Genomic DNA, 17891 nt, shown 5'->3' on the forward strand with positions numbered 1-17891 from the left:
ATGGAATTGAAGAAAATTATGTTTTATCCGGGATGCACACTGAAGGGAGTGGCAAAGAATCTTGAAGATAGCACGGTGGAAAGCGCCCGCGTTCTCGGCTACGATTTCATAGAACTTCCAGGTTGGACCTGCTGCGGAGCCGTATATGGATTGGCTCAGGACAGCGTGAAATTCACCATTGCAAATGTTCGCAATCTGATAAAGGCTCAGAATTATGCAAATGAAATTGGGGACAATCGCCTTGTTGCGGTCTGTTCAATGTGCTACAATAACCTGAGAAGGGCGCACATAGATGTGATGAAGAATCGTGATAAACTGAACACCCTTGATCTCTTCATGGACGAGGAGGCAAATTATGAGGGCAACATTGATGTGAAGCATTACCTGACCTTCCTGAAGGAGGAGGGATTTGACAAAATTGCAGAGAAGGTGAATAACCCTCTGAAAGGGCTGAGAGTTGCTCCTTACTATGGCTGCCTTCTCCTGCGCCCTGATGAGATTGCAATTGACAATCGTGAGGATCCGCACATTCTTGAAGAGTTACTGGAAATTTTAGGTGCGGAGGTTGTGGATTATCCCCTCAAAAACGAATGCTGCGGCTCATATCACACTGTGGACAAGAGGGAGATTGTGGCGGAGAGAACTTACAAACTGGTAAATGTGGCCCGGGAAACGGGTGCGGATGTGATTGCCACTTCCTGCCCTCTATGCTTCTTTAACCTTGACAGGAGGCAGGAAATAGCAAAGAATAAACATTCCGATTTTGAGTTCATGCCCATTGTTTATTTCACGCAACTTATGGCCATTGCATTCGGAATTAAGGATGATAAGGTGCTTCATTTTGAGCAGCATTACATATCTCCCAAGGAGGTGCTTTCAAGATGGCTATGAAGAGAATTGGTGTGTTCATATGCCACTGTGGCCGTAACATTGCGGGTACTGTTGATGTGAAACGGGTTGCGGAGGAAATCGGTAAGAGAGAGGATGTGGCCTTCTCCACCACCTATGTTTTCATGTGCTCACAGCCTGGCCAGAAACTGATTGAGGATTCAATAAAGAAGTACAATTTAGATGGTGTAGTGGTTGCAAACTGCTCTCCTACCCTTCACGAGAGGACAATGCGTAACGCGGCAGCGAGAGCGGGACTGAATCCTTACCGCGTGGAAATTGCAAACATAAGAGAGTGGGCTGCCTGGCCCCACGAGGACAATCCTGAGGCGGCGACTAGGAAGGCAATACGCATAATAAACGCCACCATTGAGAAACTCAAAGCGAATGCCTCTCTGCATCCTATTGAGGTATCCGTTAAGAAGCGTGCCTTGGTGATTGGAGGTGGAGTAGCCGGAATGCAGGCTGCTCTGGATCTCGCAGATGCAGGGATTGAAACTGTGGTGGTTGAGAAAGAACCATCCTTGGGGGGAAATATGATAAGGTTGAGCGAAACATTCCCAACTTTGGATTGTCCGCAGTGTATTCTCACACCGAAGATGAACGATGTGGGTGGTCATCCGAATATAAAGTTGTACACCTACAGTGAGGTTGAAGAGGTTGAGGGGTATCTGGGCAATTTCAAGGTTAAGATAAAAAGAAAATCACCGTTCATTGACTGGAATAAATGTACGGGATGCGGGGAATGCGCCAAAGTTTGCCCCACGGTGCTTCCAAGCGATTTTGATTTGAAGATGGCAACACGCAAGGCAACCCACATTCCCTTTGAGCAGGCAGTTCCATTCAAGTACACCATAACTTACAATGGAGTGCCGCCCTGTAACGCTGCCTGTCCTCTGCATTTGGATGCTCAGGGCTATGTGGCTGCTGCAAAGGCAGGAAGATTTGATCGCTCCATTGATGTTGTGTGGGAGAAACTTCCTTTTGCGGGGATTGCTGGAAGAATATGTACGCACCCATGCGAATCAGCCTGCTCCCGCGGTGATATTGACAAGCCTGTGGGAATAAGGGAGATAAAGAGATTTGTTGCCGACTGGGCTGTCAAGAATCGCAGAAAGTACATCTTGCATGTTAAGGAGGAGCGTGATAAAAGCGTTGCCATAATCGGGGCCGGTGCTGCAGGTCTTATGGCCGCCCATGATTTGAGGGAGATGGGATACAAGGTTACCGTGTACGATAAACTCCCTGTGATCGGAGGTATGCTTGCTGTAGGTATTCCTCCATACAGGCTTCCGCAAGATGTTATAGATTACGAGGTGCAGCCCCTGATAGATGCGGGCGTGGAATTTGTTTTGAACTATGAGGTTAACGCGGATAATTTTGAAGAGATCAGAAAGAAGCACGATGCAGTTATAATCGCGATAGGTACTCACAAGGAGAGGCACCTGGACATTCCAGGAGAGGACAAGGCAATGCACGCGCTGGAATTCCTGAAGAAGGTGAATCTGGGAGAGAGGATGGACATAAAGGGCAAGAAGGTCATAGTTGTTGGTGGTGGAAACAGCGCCGTTGATGCCGCACGCACCGCTCTTCGCCTTGGAGCGGATGTCACCATTGCTTACAGAAGAACCCGTCAGGAGATGCCCGCCATTCCTGAGGAGATGGTGGATGCAGAGGAAGAGGGTGTGAAATTTGAATTCCTAGTTAGCCCGGCAGAGATACTGGACGGCAAGATAAGGATGGAGAGAATGAAACTGGGTGAGAAGGATTCCAGTGGAAGACGCAGGCCCGTGCCAACTGGAGAATTTGTGGAACTTCCGGCGGATATAGTGATCCTTGCCGTTGGAGAGTTGCCTGATGCATCCTTTGCCGAGAAATTGGGCATTGAAACTGAAAGAAATCGCATAAAGGTGAATGAGTTCATGCAAACCTCCCTGCCCAATGTTTTTGCCGCGGGAGATGCGGTGACAGGGGCATGGGATTGGGTACACGCCGCTGCCTATGGAAGATGGGCTGCAAAGAATGTGGCTCACTTCCTGCAGGGTGAGGAGATGGAGAAAGTGCAGATAGAGATGCACTCAAATCTGCGCGGATACAAGGAACTCGCCTATCCTGCCAAGAGGCACGATACCAAGAAGCTTGATATGGAGGAAAGGCGCAGCACGTTCAAGGAGTTCAATCTTGGATACAGTGATGAGGATGTTGTTGATGAGGCAAAGCGCTGCCTTGGATGCGGTGGCTGTGCAAAATGCGGCCTTTGCGTGGAGGTCTGCGAGGCGAATGCCATAGATCTTCATATGAAGGACTGGTATGTGGAGGAGGAGGTTGGCTCAATAATTGTGGCCACTGGCTTTGAGGTAATGCCCGCTGAAGCATTTCCCGAATTGGGTGGCAAGTATCCGGATGTTATTACATCTTTGCAATTTGAGCGTCTTCTTGCCCCATCAGGTCCTACTGCAGGTGTTCCAAAAAGACCTTCTGACGGGAAGATTCCCAAGAGCATAGTGTTTGTGCACTGCGTGGGCTCAAGGGATCCACAGAGTGGAGTGCCTTACTGCTCAAGAATATGCTGTATGTACACCATCAAGCAGGCAATGCTAGTCAAACACGCGTTCCCAGATATAGCGGTTTACGATTTCTACATTGATATCAGATCCAATGGCAAGGGATACGAGGAGTTCTACCACCGTGCAAAGGAGGAGTATGGGGTGAACTTCATACGCGGCAAGGTCTCCAAGGTTTACAAGGTTGGAGATAGATACCGTGTGCAGGGTGTGGATACGCTTACGGGAAGGATAATTGAGGTTGATGCAGACATGGTCATTCTGGCCACCGCTGCCAAGGGTTCGTCCACGGTTAAAAAACTGGCGAAGAAGTTGCGCATCCCGTACGATGAGTGGGGCTGGCTTAAAGAGACGCATCTCAAACTCAAGCCCCTGGAGACTCCAGTGGGCGGAGTGTTCATTGCTGGTGCTGCTCAGTTCATAAAGGATATAACGGATAGCGTCTCGCAGGGCAGCGGTGCCGCTGCGAAAGCCATGGCTCTTCTCTCCAAGCCGCAGCTGGAGAAGGAACCACTCCTAGCGAAGGTTGACCCTGAGATTTGCGCCGGGTGCGGAAGATGCAAGGATCAGTGCGCCTACGGAGCCATAACAATAGATCCCATACGGCATGTTTCCGTTGTCAACGAGGCACTGTGCGAAGGTTGCGGTGCCTGCAGCGCCAACTGTCCAACCACTGCAATTCAGGTGGTGAACTTCAAGAAGGGACAGGTGATTCGTGCTGTTGACATACTCGCGGAGGTGTTCTAAATGGGGAAGGTTTTGATTTACGGTACGACTCTCGCCACATATCGCGCTGCTGCGAATTTTGCGAGGGCTGGCCACAAGGTTATTCTCCTCAATCGCGGTGAGTTCCTCTGGCACAAGTTCACGCAGATGCAGTGGCAGATGCCGAGAGACATTGCGAATGGTTATTCAAAGGCGCTACTGCTCAACGCCGCCAACATGACTGGAAATATCGAGGTTTTCAACAACTCGGAGCTTCTGGCGGTGGAAGGTGGCCCCGGAAACTTCAAGGTGAGATTCAAGCACAGACCTGCGAGTGTGAATGAGTTCAGGTGTATTGGCTGCGATATATGCCATGAGAAATGCGATGTGAAGTTCATACCCATGCCCCTTGGCCCGGGGATGAGGATAATAAAGAACGCGGAAGAATGTGAGGATGTCTGTCCGGCGAAGGCAATACAAATCCCCAAGGAGGAGGAGCGGGAAGAGAAGGTGGAAGCTGTCATTCTCTCGCCAGAATACGAGCCAGATGGAATTGAAAAATACGGTGGCAATTTGAAGAATGTGATGAACTTCCGTGATTTTGCGTGGATGTTCAGAGGTAAGGGCGTGCATAAGGAATTTCTGAAGAGGGAAGATGGTAAGTATCCAAAGAGCATTGGCTTCTTCACCCCTGCGGGCTTTGATGGCTATCTCGGCTCATACGAGGAGCAGGTCATACTTTTCAGAGAAGCACTGGCAATGAAAGAGATGGATTCTTCGCTGGATGTTCACATATTCGCGAAAGAATTGCGCATGTACGGGCACAATCAGATGCGCCTTTACGATGAGGCGTTGGCTAAAGGTATAAAGGTTCACATAATTGACGATATAAGCGTGGTGGAGGATGGAGACGGAGTGAAGGTCAATGATGTTCATCTGGACCTATTTGCGGTGCTTCCGGGACAGAAGATTCCCGATGAGTGGATTGAGCTGGCAAAAAGAGCGGGGATTGAAACCGAACACGGATTTGCGAAGACGAAGCCATTCACCTTTGAGACAACAAGGGACGGTGTGTTTGCACTGGGCGAGTTCGTCAAGCCCGTGGGAAGCACCGAAGCCATATACCAAGGCACTGCAATAGTTCCCCAGGTGGAGAAGTACCTCTCTGAGGGAAAGATTCCCGAGATGCCAAAGGGAGAGTTCAAGCAGGATGACTTTGAGCCGAAGGTTGGCGTGTTTATCTGCGAGTGCGCTGCGAAGGAATTCAACATTGATGTGAACGCTGATTTTGTCATAAAGAAGGATTTCCTCTGCTTGAGGGGCGAGGAAATTGTGAAGGATATAAAGGAGAATGGAATGAACCGCGTGGTGTTTGGTGCGTGCTCTCCCGCGCTCAGAGGTGCTATGCTGGAGATGCTCGCCGCAAAGGCGGGAATTGCACCCTCTTATGTGGAGCTGGTTCAGCTTAGGGAGTATGCATCAAGGGTTGGCGCAGATTCTAGGAAGGCGAATGCCATGCTCAACGGCGCAATAGCTAAGGCGAGGAGAGATGTTCTCGTTGAGGTGCCTGTGGAAAATACGGTTAAAAGTGTTGCGATAATCGGCGGAGATGTTGCCGCGCTTATGGCGGCGGATTATCTCATTGACAAAATCCCGCTGGTTTACATAATCACCGAGGAATTTGACGAGCCCATTCTTGCAACTGGTGTGAAGGAGAACACGCTGAATATGAGGGACGAGGAACTCAAAGAGTGGTACGAATCTCTGAAGAAGAGAGTCCTGAGCAGAGCAAAGTGGATAAAGGGAAATGTGGAGAGCATTGAGGGCTCGCTGGGCAACTTCTCCCTTAAGGTTGGAGAGGAAAGAGTGGATGCAGGAGTTCTGATAATCGCTCCCGGCGCGGATGTGGTGGGCGATGGAAATCACATTGTTTCAAGAATGAACGGAGACACGCTTCATGCACCCGTCTCTGCAATCTACGCTAAGAGAGAGGGAAAAGATGCAACATACGATTTGATGAAATCCTACTCTCTCATGGACCTCAATCCCCCAAATGCAAAACGGGGCGAGGGAGAGCCCCTTGCGTATGTGAAGCCAAGAGAGGTGAACAAGAAAATTGCGGAGATGCTTGGCCTTCGTCTGGACAAGGAGGGTTTCTTCTTCTTCGCCGAGGAGCCAAGGTACTGGATTGAGAGGGTCAGCAATCAGTTTATGCACTTTGAGGATTCCTTTGCAGGAGTGTTCATAGCCGGTCTTGCGCACAGGCCCATGAGCATTGAGGAGGAGATGGAAGAGGCTGGATTCGCAGCTCAGAGTGCAAAGATGCTAATGCGCGATATACCCAGTCCTGCAGGAAAATTCGTAAGTGTCACAAACCCGCGCAAATGTGCGGGATGCGGAATATGCGTGGACGCCTGTTTCACCGGCTCCCGATACATTGATGAGGAGGATCACATAGCCAAGGTCAGACCTGCACTCTGCGTAGGGTGCGGGGCATGCGCGAACGTCTGCCCCAGCGGGGCGGCGATAATAAGGGCATACAGCCCAACAGGAGTGTTTGAAATGTTAAAGGAGGTAGTAAAATGAGCGAAAAGAAGTTTGACCCAGTGATTGTTGGCTTTTTCTGCAACTGGTGCACATCCGCAGCGGCGGATCTTGCGGGAACATCGCGATTGCACTATCCGGCGAGCATAAGACCGATAAGGGTTATGTGCTCGTCAACGGTGGACCCTGTGTACTTGATTCGTGCCCTGCAGGAGGGTGCCGATGCCACGATTCTCGGAGGGTGTCACCCTGGAGATTGTCACTACATAACGGGCAACTACAAAGCGAGGAGAAGAGTGGCAATAGTGAAAACAGTGCTTAAATCCCTGGAATTTGATGATGATCGCGTTCTTCTGGAGTGGATATCCGGAAGTGAGGGTCCCAAGTTTGCAAGGGTTATGAATGAATACACAGAGTACATAAAGAAGAAGGGTCCCTCAGATTTCAAGTATCTTGACTCACTTGGAGGTGAAAAGATTGAGTGAAAACGATATGCTCAAAAAATTCATAGTGGATGCCTTTGAGAAAGGTCTCATTGAGGCGGTTATGGCTCCTGCAGCCACAAAGGACTCTTACACCTACGCACTCGTAACTAAAAAGGAGGATGTGGAGAAATTAACACCCATTGCACCTGTGATGCAGTGGAACGGTGCGGATATGATCAGGCGCATAACAAAGTTGAAGAAGAGTGAGAAAAAGTTGCTTGCCATACTCAGACCATGTGAGGCGAGAACATACAAAGAGCTTGTCAAATTCAATCAGATCAATCCTGAGAACATAATCGTGCTGAGTTACGATTGCCCTGGAACGATTCATGCACGCAAGTTCAAATTCGAACTCAATAAGCCTGAGGATCTCATTGATGAGATAAAGAAGGGTGGAAAGAGCGATAAGATTCGCGATTCCTGCAAGGTTTGCGAGTATCCATCGCCCATCCCTGGTGTTGGGGATATTGGTTTGGGACTTGTTAACACAGAGGAGCCTGTGTTTTTCTCTCTGAGTGATAAGGGCAAAGAATTTCTGGCAGGTATGGGAATTGAAGAGGGCTCTCGTGACAACGGGGCCTGGGTTGAAGAGCATAGAAAGCGTAGGGCGAAGTGGCTTGAAGAGGAACGCATCCGCAATGGCCGTGAGGGTCTTGAAGATTTCCTATCCTCGTGCCTGAACTGCCACAACTGCAAGGACATGTGCCCCATCTGCTTCTGCAAAGAGTGTTTCTTTGAGGACCACAGCGTGTTTGACTACGAGTCCAACAAGTTCTACAACTGGGCAGATGACAAGGACGGAATTCGCCTGCCCACGGATAAATCGCTTTTCCATATCGGCAGGTTGATTCACATGGGTACCTCGTGCATTGGCTGCGGCCTGTGCCAGCAGGCATGCCCCATGGACATTCCTCTTTATCGCCTGTTCGGCATAGTGGGCAATGACCTGCAGAAGGTGTTCAACTATAAGCCGGGCGTGAACGATGACCTCCCTCCCGTTATGGATTTCCGTGAGGATGAACTTCATGAATTCGAGGGTCTCCTGGGGGGTGAGGAGTGATGGGAAAGAAGGTTGAATTGCTTGATGTGGATAGCGAGAAGGTTATGAATGAGATCCGCAAGGCTGCTTCGCCTCCAGAAGAGGTGAAGCACTGGGTTACCATATATGTGATGGGCAAGCCATATCGCGTACCTGCAGGATTGACCATAATGAAAGCTCTGGAATATGCGGGATACAGGTACATAAGAGGTGCAGGTTGCCGTGCTGGATTCTGCGGTGCGTGTGCCACCATATATCGGAAGAAGGGTGAGTATCGTTTTAGAACCGCCCTTGCGTGCCAGACGACGGTGGAGGATGGGATGTACCTGGCCCAGGTTCCCTTTGTGCCCGCCAACAAGGCCACATACAATATAGACGAGATAGAGCCCACGCCCACCACTCTGCTTGAATATTATCCAGAGATTGCAAGGTGCGTCTCGTGCAACACCTGTACCAAGGCTTGTCCGCAGGAACTTGATGTTATGTACTACATTCAGTACGGTATCCGTGGCGATATAAAGAAAGTTGCCGAATTGAGCTTTGACTGTATTCAGTGCGGGTTGTGCACATTACGCTGTCCCGCCGAGATACAGCATTATCACATGGCTCAGTTTGCTCGCAGGCTGTACGGCAAGTACTATATGAAGAGATCTCCGTTCTTGAAGAGGAGGTTAAAGGAGATTGAGTCAGGAATGTACGAGAAGGCCTTTGAGCAGATAAAGAAATGGAGGGAGGAAAACCCCGACAGGGTTAAGGAACTTTACAGATACATAATTAATAATGGAAGGGAGAAGGAAAAGAAACTGATTGAAAATCCACTTGCAAGGTTGGGAGAGGATTAAAATGGCTGATTTGAAAATGATTAGAGGATACCCGGAGTATATGCGTGAGAGCATAGAGATGGTGGAAAAGACTAGGGATGAGAGGATAAAGAACAAGGAGAAGGAGATAGAATTTGCCCTTACAATGGAAGAGCGCGAGGAGGTTTTAAACAAATTCCATCCGGATTATGCACCAGGTGGCAAGAGAGAGTTGAGGGTTGGACCAAACCGCGGAGATATTGTGCCAAATGAGGTGGCCGATATACTTGAGGCATGGCCCGCGTTGAATCCAGAGGATGTGGATTTGAACGACATTGATTACGACGTGGATATCCTCATAATAGGTGGAGGAGGCGCTGGAACAGTAGCAGCTCTCTGGGCCAACTATGAGGGAATTCCTGCTGAAAACATACTTATTGCCACAAAACTGAGACATGGGGATGCCAATTCAATGATGGCTCAGGGAGGTATTCAGGCTGCAGATCGTCCGTGGGATTCTCCTGTGATACATTATCTGGATGTTCTTGGTGGTGGCCACTTTGCTAACAAGCACGAATTGGTTAAGGCACTCACGGAGGATGCACCATTCATAATAAAGTGGCATGAGGAACTGGGAGTTATGTACGATAAGGACGAAAATGGAAATTTCATTGAGAGGTGGGGCGGAGGTACCTCAAGAATGAGATTGCACTCTGCCAAGGATTACACTGGAATGGAAATAATGAGGGTGATTCGAGATGAGGCTAGGAACCGCGATATTCCCGTGCTTGAATTCTCCCCCGGCGTTGAACTCATAACCACTGAGGACGGTGAGATAGGAGGTGCAATACTCTGGAATATGGAAACCAAGGAGTACTACGTTGTCAGAGCGAAGGCAACAGTTCTTGCCACAGGTGGCTGGGGCAGATTGCACATTCGCGGTTTTCCAACAACAAATCATTATGGAGCAACTGCAGATGGCCTTGTCATGGCCTATCGCGCCGGGGCAAGGTTGAGGGATCTGGAGTCTGTGCAGTATCATCCTACCGGTGCGGCCTATCCTGAGCAGATAGTTGGACTACTCATAACTGAAAAGGTTCGTGCAATGGGTGCCACCCCTGTGAATAAGTACGGGCAGGCATTCGTGTTTCCCATGGAGCCAAGGGATGTTGAAGCGGCCATGTTCATAAGAGAGTGCTATGGAAAGGGTAACTGTGTTGTAACTCCAACGGGTATGCGTGGTGTATGGCTTGACTCGCCCATGATCGAAGAACTCAGGGGCGAGGGTGCAATTCGTAAGAATCTTGATGCAATGTACCGTATGTACAAGAGATTTGGCATAGACATGACCAAGGACCCGATTCTTGTGTTCCCCACGCTCCACTATCAGAATGGAGGAGTGGAAATAAATGCGGATGCTCAGGTGATAAGGGCAGATGGAAGCCCGTACCCAAGATTCTTCGCAGGTGGCGAAGTTGAGGGCGGAGTGCATGGAAAGAACCGCCTGATGGGTAACTCTCTCCTTGACTATAATGTATTCGGAAGGAGAGCTGGAATAAGCGCTGCTAAGGTTGCCCGTAACTCAGGCAAACCTGGAAAGTTAACTCTGAAGCATGTGAAACTTTTCACAGAGGAGGTTAGAAAGATAAATGTGCCTCCTGAGCGCAGAAGCCCGATACTCCTGCCCGATTACCGCGGAAAGAGGGTACTGGCTAGGAAAATAGATTTGCCTGTACTGGAGTGATAAGAATGAGGATAATGCTTCATGGATGGGACACTTCCCACAAGTTGGGTGTGCCGGAGATATGCGATGCTTCCAAGTCCATAGTGACAAAGATGGGGCACGAGTTCGTGCCAAATGAAAGTAAGGTCATATGTGCGGAGGCCATAGGATTTTTGGGCTACGATAATCTAACCGATGATTTTGCCAAGGCAACGGTTAAGGAGATCGAGGAGAAGGTTAGCAAATACGACATCGATCTCATTCTCACATCCTACGCTGCCCCCTATGTGGCCTGGAGTAAGGAGTTAAATGGATTTCTGGTAAAGAGAGGGTATGAATTACCCGTACCTATTGAGCACATATCTACATTCCTATACAAGAACTTGGATAAACTCAAGTTCAGGGAACTGCCAATGAAGATCTTGCTGCATGATGGCTGTACCCTCGGTCGAAAGTACGGTGTGGTTGAGCCACCACGAAAGGTCTTGGAGAAGATACCAAAACTGGAGTATCTGAATTTTGACCATCCTGAACTGTATGTTAAAGAGCGCAACCTGAAACCGTGGGATATATCTGCCTGTCCTGGAGGATGGCTTGATTTCACCATGCCAGAACTTATGCCCTACGTGGCAAGTAACGTTGTTCGTGAGTACGCGTTGCCAAGGGATGTGGATGCTATAGTGACCACCTGTGGCAATGGATATCACGCTTTCAAGGCAGGAATAAAGCACTCTGGATTTAACATCAAGGCATATAGCTATACCAATCTTGTGGACATGGCCCTTGAGGGGGTGGAGTGAATGATAGATGATGTTTATGAAGAATACGTGAATCGCATCGTGGAATACGGTGCAAAGAGTGAGAAGGTTCGCATAGCATTATCCCGTGCGATAAATGCCTTTGAAAATAATCGCCGCAACGCTTTGAGTCTGTTTCCAAATTCCGTTGAAACTGCGGAAGAGGTTAGAAAAATCAAGGAATACTCCATTGAGCATATGGACGAACTGATAAAGAAGGCATGTGAGAGCATTGAACGTAATCACGGTCACTGCTATTATGCGAAAACCAAGGAGGAAGCCCTGCAGATATTCAAGGAACTCGTAGGCAGTGGAAAACTCATAGTTAAGAGCAAGAGTCTAACAAGCGAGGAGATACATCTTCGCGAATTTCTGGAAGAATTGGGTAACGAGGTTTATGAAACTGATCTGGGCGAGTTCATAGTGCAACTGATGGGCACGAGGCCAACACATATTCTTGCACCTGCCATCAATGTGCCCCGAGAGGATGTTGCGAAGGTACTCAGCAAATTTATGAAGGATAAGGGCATAATTGAGAAGGATCTTGACGAGCAGGATATACCTAAGATGGTTGAGACGGTGCGCAAGTTTCTGAGGGATAAGTACTTTAAGGCAGATATTGGAATAAACGGAGCCAATGCTCTTGCCGCAGATACGGGCACGATGTTCATAATTGAGAATGAGGGAAACGCAAGGTTGAGCATTGGAGCTCCCCCCGTGCAAATAGCGATCGTGGGCGTGGAAAAAATCGTGCCCACAATTGAAGATGCATTCAAGGTCACGGAGGTTACCTGGAGGTATGCCAATTACACAGTGCCGGCATATGTGAACCTCGTGTCAGGACCGAGCAAGACCGGAGATATTGAGAAGGTCATAACTTATGGGGCACATGGTCCAAAGGAGCTCCATGTGATTCTCCTTGATAACGGCCGAACGAAGATGCACGAGGCGGGTTATGATGAAGCCCTCTATTGCCTGCGTTGCGGTACCTGTCTCTACGAGTGCCCGGTTTATGCGGTAACCGCTGGATTCTTCGGGCAGCAGTACATGGGTGGAATAGGTGCCATATGGGATGCGTTCACCACTGTTGGTCTTGAGAAGGCCAGTCCCATAGCATACACATGCACCCGCTGCGGCAAGTGCAAGGTTATGTGCCCCCTGAATATTGATATTCCTGGAATGATATCAAAACTGCGCAATGATGCTCGCAAGCAGGGCTATGTGCCCAAGATTGTTAGGGAATTTGCCCAGGAAATAGAAGAATTCATACAGGAGTCCAAAGAATAATGGGAAATTATGTGGAGTTGAAAAATCATGCGGTGTAATGGTGATACAAATGGCAGATGATATTGGAAACAAGGCCTTGGAAAGGCATGAGGTGTATAGGGGCAAGATTCAGATGTTACCAAAGGTACCTGTCAGGGGCCGTGGAGACCTTAGCATATGGTACACCCCCGGGGTGGCCGAGCCCTGCAAGGCCATTAAGGAGGACCCGGAAAAGGTTTACGAATACACCAACAAGGGCAACACCGTGGCTGTTGTGAGTGATGCCACCCGCATCCTTGGGCTTGGAGATATTGGGCCTCTTGCCGGCTTGCCAGTGATGGAAGGTAAATCACTTCTCTTTAAGCATTTTGGAGGTGTGGATGCGGTACCAATAATGCTGGATACGAAGAACCCTGATAAGTTCATTGAAACTGTGAAACTGATAGCACCATCCTTTGGAGGCATAAATCTTGAGGATATCTCCTCTCCGAAGTGCTTCTACATTCTGGACAGGTTGCGCAAGGAGCTGGACATTCCGGTATGGCACGATGATCAGCAGGGTACTGCAACTGTTGTGCTTGCAGCTGTCCTCAATGCCCTTAAGATCGTGGGCAAGAAACTTGAGGATGTGGTTATAGCATCATTCGGTGCTGGGGCTGCTGGATATGCAGTTATGCGTCTTCTTGTGGAAGCGGGTGTGAATCCCGGAAATATAAGAGTTGTTGAGATGGTGAATCGAGAACCCACTGTGCTGCATCAGCATATGGATCTTGCCAGGCTTTTCCCCTACAGGGGATGTCTTCTCCGAAAAACAAACAGGGATAATGTGATGGGTGGTCCTGAAGAAGCATTAAGAGATGCAGATATTCTTATATCCTTTACTAGACCCGGACCAGGTGTGATAAAGAAAGAGTGGATAAAGTTGATGAATGACGATGCCATAGTTTTTCCTCTGGCCAACCCTGTTCCTGAGATTCTACCTGGGGATGCCAAGGAGGCTGGAGCCAGAATAGTGGGTACAGGTAGATCTGATTATCCGAATCAGATCAATAATTCTCTCGGATTTCCAGGTATATTCAGAGGCGCTTTAGATGTTCATGCCACGACAATAACGGATGGTATGGCTGTTGCTGCAGCCCACGAATTGGCAAAGGTTGGAGAAGAGGAAGGTTTGAGTGAGGATCACGTTCTGCCCACAATGGATGACTGGGATGTGTTTGCCAGGGAAGCTGCAGCAGTGGCCATTGCCGCCTTGGAGGAGGGTGTGGCTAGGAAGTATGTTACGTGGGATGAGGAGTATGAAAGGGCGAGAAAGATTATCAAACTCTCCCGTGATAGTTTAAAGATCCTGATGGATAATGGGATAATAAAGGAGGTATGAAAATGAATCTGTACGAGTATCAAGGAAAGGCGCTGTTTAGGAAATTCGGAGTGCCCACTCCCGAGGGCTATGTGGTATTCAAGCCCGAGGAGATAGGGGAAGTGAACAGGGACGTGGTCATAAAAGCTCAGGTCCTCACGGGTGGCCGTGGCAAGAGTGGAGGAGTGAAATTTGCCTCCACCGCGGATGAGGCGAGAAAACTTGCCGAGGAAATTCTTTCTATGGAGATCAAGGGGCACAAAGTGCATGCGGTGCTTGTGGAAGAAAAACTCAAAATTGAAAAGGAGTACTACCTGAGCATACTCATTGACAGGAGCACCAGATCTCCGCTCATAATGGCTTCTCCTGAGGGCGGGGTGGAAATAGAGAGCGTGCCCGATGAGAAGATTTACAAGTACAGAGTGAATCCTGAGATTGGGGTGCAGCCATTCGTAGGAAGGATTCTCTCCAAGAAGATGGGTTTCACAGGCGATATGGCAAAGCAGTTTACGGCCATACTCATGAACCTCTATAAATTATTCAGAGAGTATGATGCTGAACTTGTGGAAATAAATCCCCTTGTGCTGAGTGTGGGTAAGCTTATAGCGGCCGATTCCAAGGTAGTAATTGATTCTGACTCGCTCTATCGCCATAAAGACCTGGAGGAGAATGCCGAGGAGAAAACTCCTCTGGAACTCGAGGCAAATCGCGCTGGATACGCCTTCGTTGAACTGGATGGAAATATTGGAGTGATAGCGAATGGAGCAGGACTAACCATGGCCACTCTTGATACACTGCTTCTCTACGGGCTCAAGCCCAGGAACTTCCTTGATCTGGGCGGAACTGATAGTGTGGATATTACCAAGAATGCATTTACCTACGTGCTAAAAGCCAATCCAGAGGCCATTCTGGTGAATATATTTGGAGGTGTGACAAAATGCGATACTGTGGCGCAGGGGATAATAGCGGCAAAGGAGGAATTCAAAATAGATATGCCCATTGTTGTGCGCCTTAGCGGTGTGCATGAGGAAGAGGGAAGAAAGATGCTGGCTGATGCGGGCATTCACGCATTTGCTGATATGAGGCATGCGATTGAAAAGCTCAAGAAGGTTATGGAGGGATCAGAATGAGCGTCATAATTGATAAGGATACCAGGATCATTGTGCAGGGAATAACCGGGCATCAGGGCAGGTTTCACAGTGGAGAGATGATAAAATTCGGAGCAAGGGTTGTGGCGGGTGTCACACCGGGCAAAGGTGGTCAGGAGGTAAATGGTGTGCCAGTTTACGATACCGTGGAGGAGGCCATGGTGCATAAGCCCGAGGCAACGATGATAACAGTTCCCGCCAGATTTGTGAAGGATGCGGCATTTGAGGCCATGTACCATGGAATTCGTGTGATATACATACTGACGGAGAAAGTTCCGTTGCATGATGCCCTCGATATTGTGACATACGCTCGCAGTCATGGGCATGTTGTTATAGGTCCAAACGGGCCAGGTATCACTATACCCGGTAAGACTAAGATGGGCATAATGCCAAACCACATATTCCGCGAGGGCCATGTTGCTGTAGCCTCAAGGAGCGGAACTCTCACATACGAGATTGTAAATGCCCTTACCCTTAACGGCTATGGCCAGAGCGTTGTTATTGGCCTGGGTGGAGATAGAATCACTGGTCTGAATTTCGTTGATGTCCTTGAAATGTTTGAGAATGACGAGGATACAGAGGCGATAGTGCTTGTGGGCGAAATTGGAGGCACAGCGGAGGAAGAGGCGGCAGAGTATATCAAGAAGAATGTGAGCAAGCCCGTTGTGGCTTACATTGCAGGCCGCTCCGCTCCACCAGGCAAGAGAATGGGCCATGCAGGAGCGATAATCACGAGAGGAAGAGGTACAGCAGAGAGTAAAATAAAAGCGTTCAACGAGGCCGGGGTGCCTGTGGCTGAGTTCCCATGGGAAATACCCAACGCTCTGAAGAAGGTCTATAAATAATCCATCTTTCAATTTTTCAATTTTTTAAATCTATCGGCCCGGAATTTTCTGTGATTTGGCCTCGATACTCAACTGTTTTATACTATGCCAAACCTATGAAAATCGGGGGAAGAGTGGTTAGATGGAAAAGTCCATAGTTGTGATAGTATTTCTCTTTCTTATGTTTTTCCTGCAAAATTCTGATAACCATTGTTCTGCTGGTCTTTCTACGAAAGAGGAAAAAATGATCTTTTTCTCTTTCATTTTTCGCAATACATTTTTAACCTCAGAAACCATGCACTAAGGGGTGATAATATGATTGACGAAATTGTTGAAGCCATAAGGAGGGCCGAGACGCAGCTCTCCGAGGACACCGTTGAAGCCCTCAAAAAGGCATACAAGAGGGAGAGCAACGAGATGGCGAGAACACAGTTGAAGGCGATTATAGAGAACTTCACTGTTGCCAAGAATGAGTCCCTGCCAATGTGCCAAGACACAGGATTGCAGACATTTTTCATAGATATGGGCTACGACTTTCCATACAGGGCGGAGTTGAAGAACTCCATAATCGAGGCTGTTAGAAGGGCAACCAAGGAGGTCCCTCTTCGCCCAAACGCTGTACATCCCTTTCTTCATAAGAACTCAGGCGACAACACAGGGAGATACGTGCCCTACATCCACTGGGAACTTCGTGAGGGCGATGATGCTGTAATTTATGTAATCCCCAAGGGTGGTGGTAGCGAGAATATGAGCGGTCTTTACATGCTGCCCCCTGGTGTGGGAATTAAGGGAATAAAGAAAACGGTGATAGAGCACGTATTCAAATCCGGTGGCAAGCCATGTCCACCAACGATAATTGGTGTTGGCATTGGAGGCGGTGCCGATCTTGCCTTAACTCTTGCGAAGAAGGCCGCGATTTTAAGGCCAATAGGGCAGAGACACGAAGAGGAGTTTGTCGCCCAACTTGAGGAGGAACTTTATGAAATGGCCAATAAACTGGGAATAGGTCCAATGGGTCTTGGTGGAGATACAACGGTGCTTGATGTTCATGTGGAGTACGCGCACAGGCATCCAGCCACGCTTCCTCTTGGAATTGTGACGCAGTGCTGGGCAAATCGCAAGAGAAAGGTTATTATAGACTCAAATGGAAAGGTGGAGGTGGTCTGAATGGAGTATCATGAGAAAACACCCATCACAGATGCGAGGAAATACAAGGTTGGGGATGTTATATACATCACAGGAGAGGTAATTCTCGCAAGGGACGAAGCACATAAAAAACTCCTTGAGGAGGGTGCACCCATTGACCTTGAAGGATCCGTTATTTACCACTGCGGGCCTGTTGTCACAAAGAAAAACGGAGAATGGAAGGTTGTTGCAGCCGGTCCAACCACGAGCATAAGAATGGAGATATTTGAGGACGAATTCATTAAGAGGTTCCATCCTGCGATAATCGTAGGTAAGGGTGGAATGGGCGAGCGCACTCTGAAGGCATTAAAGGAACATGGTGCTGTGTATGCAGCCTACACTGGCGGATGCGGTGCTCTTGCGGCCGAGAGAATAAAGAGTGTGAAAGAAGTGCATTTTCTAGAAGAACTCGGAATTCCGGAGGCTGTATGGGTATTCCGCGTGGAGGAATTCGGTCCTCTTGTGGTGACAATGGACTCCCACGGTAACAGCATATACGATGAGATCGATGAGAAGGCTAAGAAAAATTTGGATGAAATTCTTGCCAAAATTTAATCTTCTTT

Annotated in this window: 14 protein-coding genes; all 14 read left to right on the forward strand. The window is 48.6% G+C overall.

The features are described from left to right. The 14 genes from ACIM339_RS05510 to ACIM339_RS05575 all read left to right on the forward strand — a co-directional run bounded on the left by ACIM339_RS05510 (position 1) and on the right by ACIM339_RS05575 (position 17883). Positions 1-891, forward strand: coding sequence for a CoB--CoM heterodisulfide reductase iron-sulfur subunit B family protein (locus tag ACIM339_RS05510; RefSeq protein ID WP_015283623.1), 891 nt, complete (start codon positions 1-3; stop codon positions 889-891). After that, positions 882-4199, forward strand: coding sequence for an FAD-dependent oxidoreductase (locus tag ACIM339_RS05515; protein ID WP_015283624.1), 3318 nt, complete (start codon positions 882-884; stop codon positions 4197-4199). Before ACIM339_RS05510 ends, ACIM339_RS05515 begins: the two co-directional genes overlap by 10 nt. After that, positions 4200-6743, forward strand: a complete 2544-nt coding sequence (locus ACIM339_RS05520; RefSeq protein ID WP_015283625.1) for a 4Fe-4S dicluster domain-containing protein — start codon at positions 4200-4202, stop codon at positions 6741-6743. Next, complete coding sequence (locus ACIM339_RS05525) at positions 6740-7186, forward strand: hydrogenase iron-sulfur subunit (RefSeq protein WP_015283626.1); 447 nt, start codon at positions 6740-6742, stop codon at positions 7184-7186. The genes ACIM339_RS05520 and ACIM339_RS05525 overlap by 4 nt, the downstream gene beginning before the upstream one ends. Beyond that, positions 7170-8246, forward strand: coding sequence for a 4Fe-4S ferredoxin (locus ACIM339_RS05530; RefSeq protein WP_337954314.1), 1077 nt, complete (start codon positions 7170-7172; stop codon positions 8244-8246). Before ACIM339_RS05525 ends, ACIM339_RS05530 begins: the two co-directional genes overlap by 17 nt. Then, entirely contained in the window at positions 8246-9067 is an 822-nt protein-coding gene (locus ACIM339_RS05535) for a 4Fe-4S dicluster domain-containing protein (protein ID WP_015283628.1), read from the forward strand. Before ACIM339_RS05530 ends, ACIM339_RS05535 begins: the two co-directional genes overlap by 1 nt. A gap of 1 nt (position 9068) precedes the next feature. Next, a complete protein-coding gene (locus ACIM339_RS05540; protein WP_015283629.1) occupies positions 9069-10769 on the forward strand; it encodes an FAD-binding protein in 1701 nt (566 codons plus the stop codon). 5 nt (positions 10770-10774) lie between these two features. Next, positions 10775-11548, forward strand: coding sequence for a (Fe-S)-binding protein (locus tag ACIM339_RS05545; RefSeq protein ID WP_015283630.1), 774 nt, complete (start codon positions 10775-10777; stop codon positions 11546-11548). Further along, the gene (locus ACIM339_RS05550; protein WP_015283631.1) at positions 11549-12832 is read left to right on the forward strand and encodes an LUD domain-containing protein; all 1284 of its coding nucleotides are present in this window, start codon (positions 11549-11551) and stop codon (positions 12830-12832) included. A gap of 49 nt (positions 12833-12881) precedes the next feature. Continuing rightward, positions 12882-14192: an NADP-dependent malic enzyme gene (locus ACIM339_RS05555; protein ID WP_048103827.1), complete on the forward strand. Its 1311-nt coding sequence runs from the start codon at positions 12882-12884 to the stop codon at positions 14190-14192. A 2-nt stretch (positions 14193-14194) separates the two neighbouring features. Continuing rightward, positions 14195-15301 carry an ADP-forming succinate--CoA ligase subunit beta gene (gene sucC / locus ACIM339_RS05560; RefSeq protein WP_015283633.1) on the forward strand — a complete coding sequence of 369 codons (1107 nt, stop codon included), beginning with the start codon at positions 14195-14197 and terminating at the stop codon, positions 15299-15301. Continuing rightward, positions 15298-16164: a succinate--CoA ligase subunit alpha gene (gene sucD / locus ACIM339_RS05565; protein WP_015283634.1), complete on the forward strand. Its 867-nt coding sequence runs from the start codon at positions 15298-15300 to the stop codon at positions 16162-16164. Before sucC ends, sucD begins: the two co-directional genes overlap by 4 nt. 294 nt (positions 16165-16458) lie before the next feature. Further along, complete coding sequence (locus ACIM339_RS05570) at positions 16459-17310, forward strand: fumarate hydratase (protein WP_015283635.1); 852 nt, start codon at positions 16459-16461, stop codon at positions 17308-17310. Beyond that, on the forward strand, positions 17311-17883 hold the full coding sequence (locus tag ACIM339_RS05575) for a FumA C-terminus/TtdB family hydratase beta subunit (RefSeq protein ID WP_015283636.1): 573 nt from the start codon (positions 17311-17313) through the stop codon (positions 17881-17883). Positions 17884-17891: the final 8 nt, after the last annotated feature.

The organism is Aciduliprofundum sp. MAR08-339, from assembly GCF_000327505.1.
Lineage (GTDB): Archaea > Thermoplasmatota > Thermoplasmata > Thermoplasmatales > Aciduliprofundaceae > Aciduliprofundum.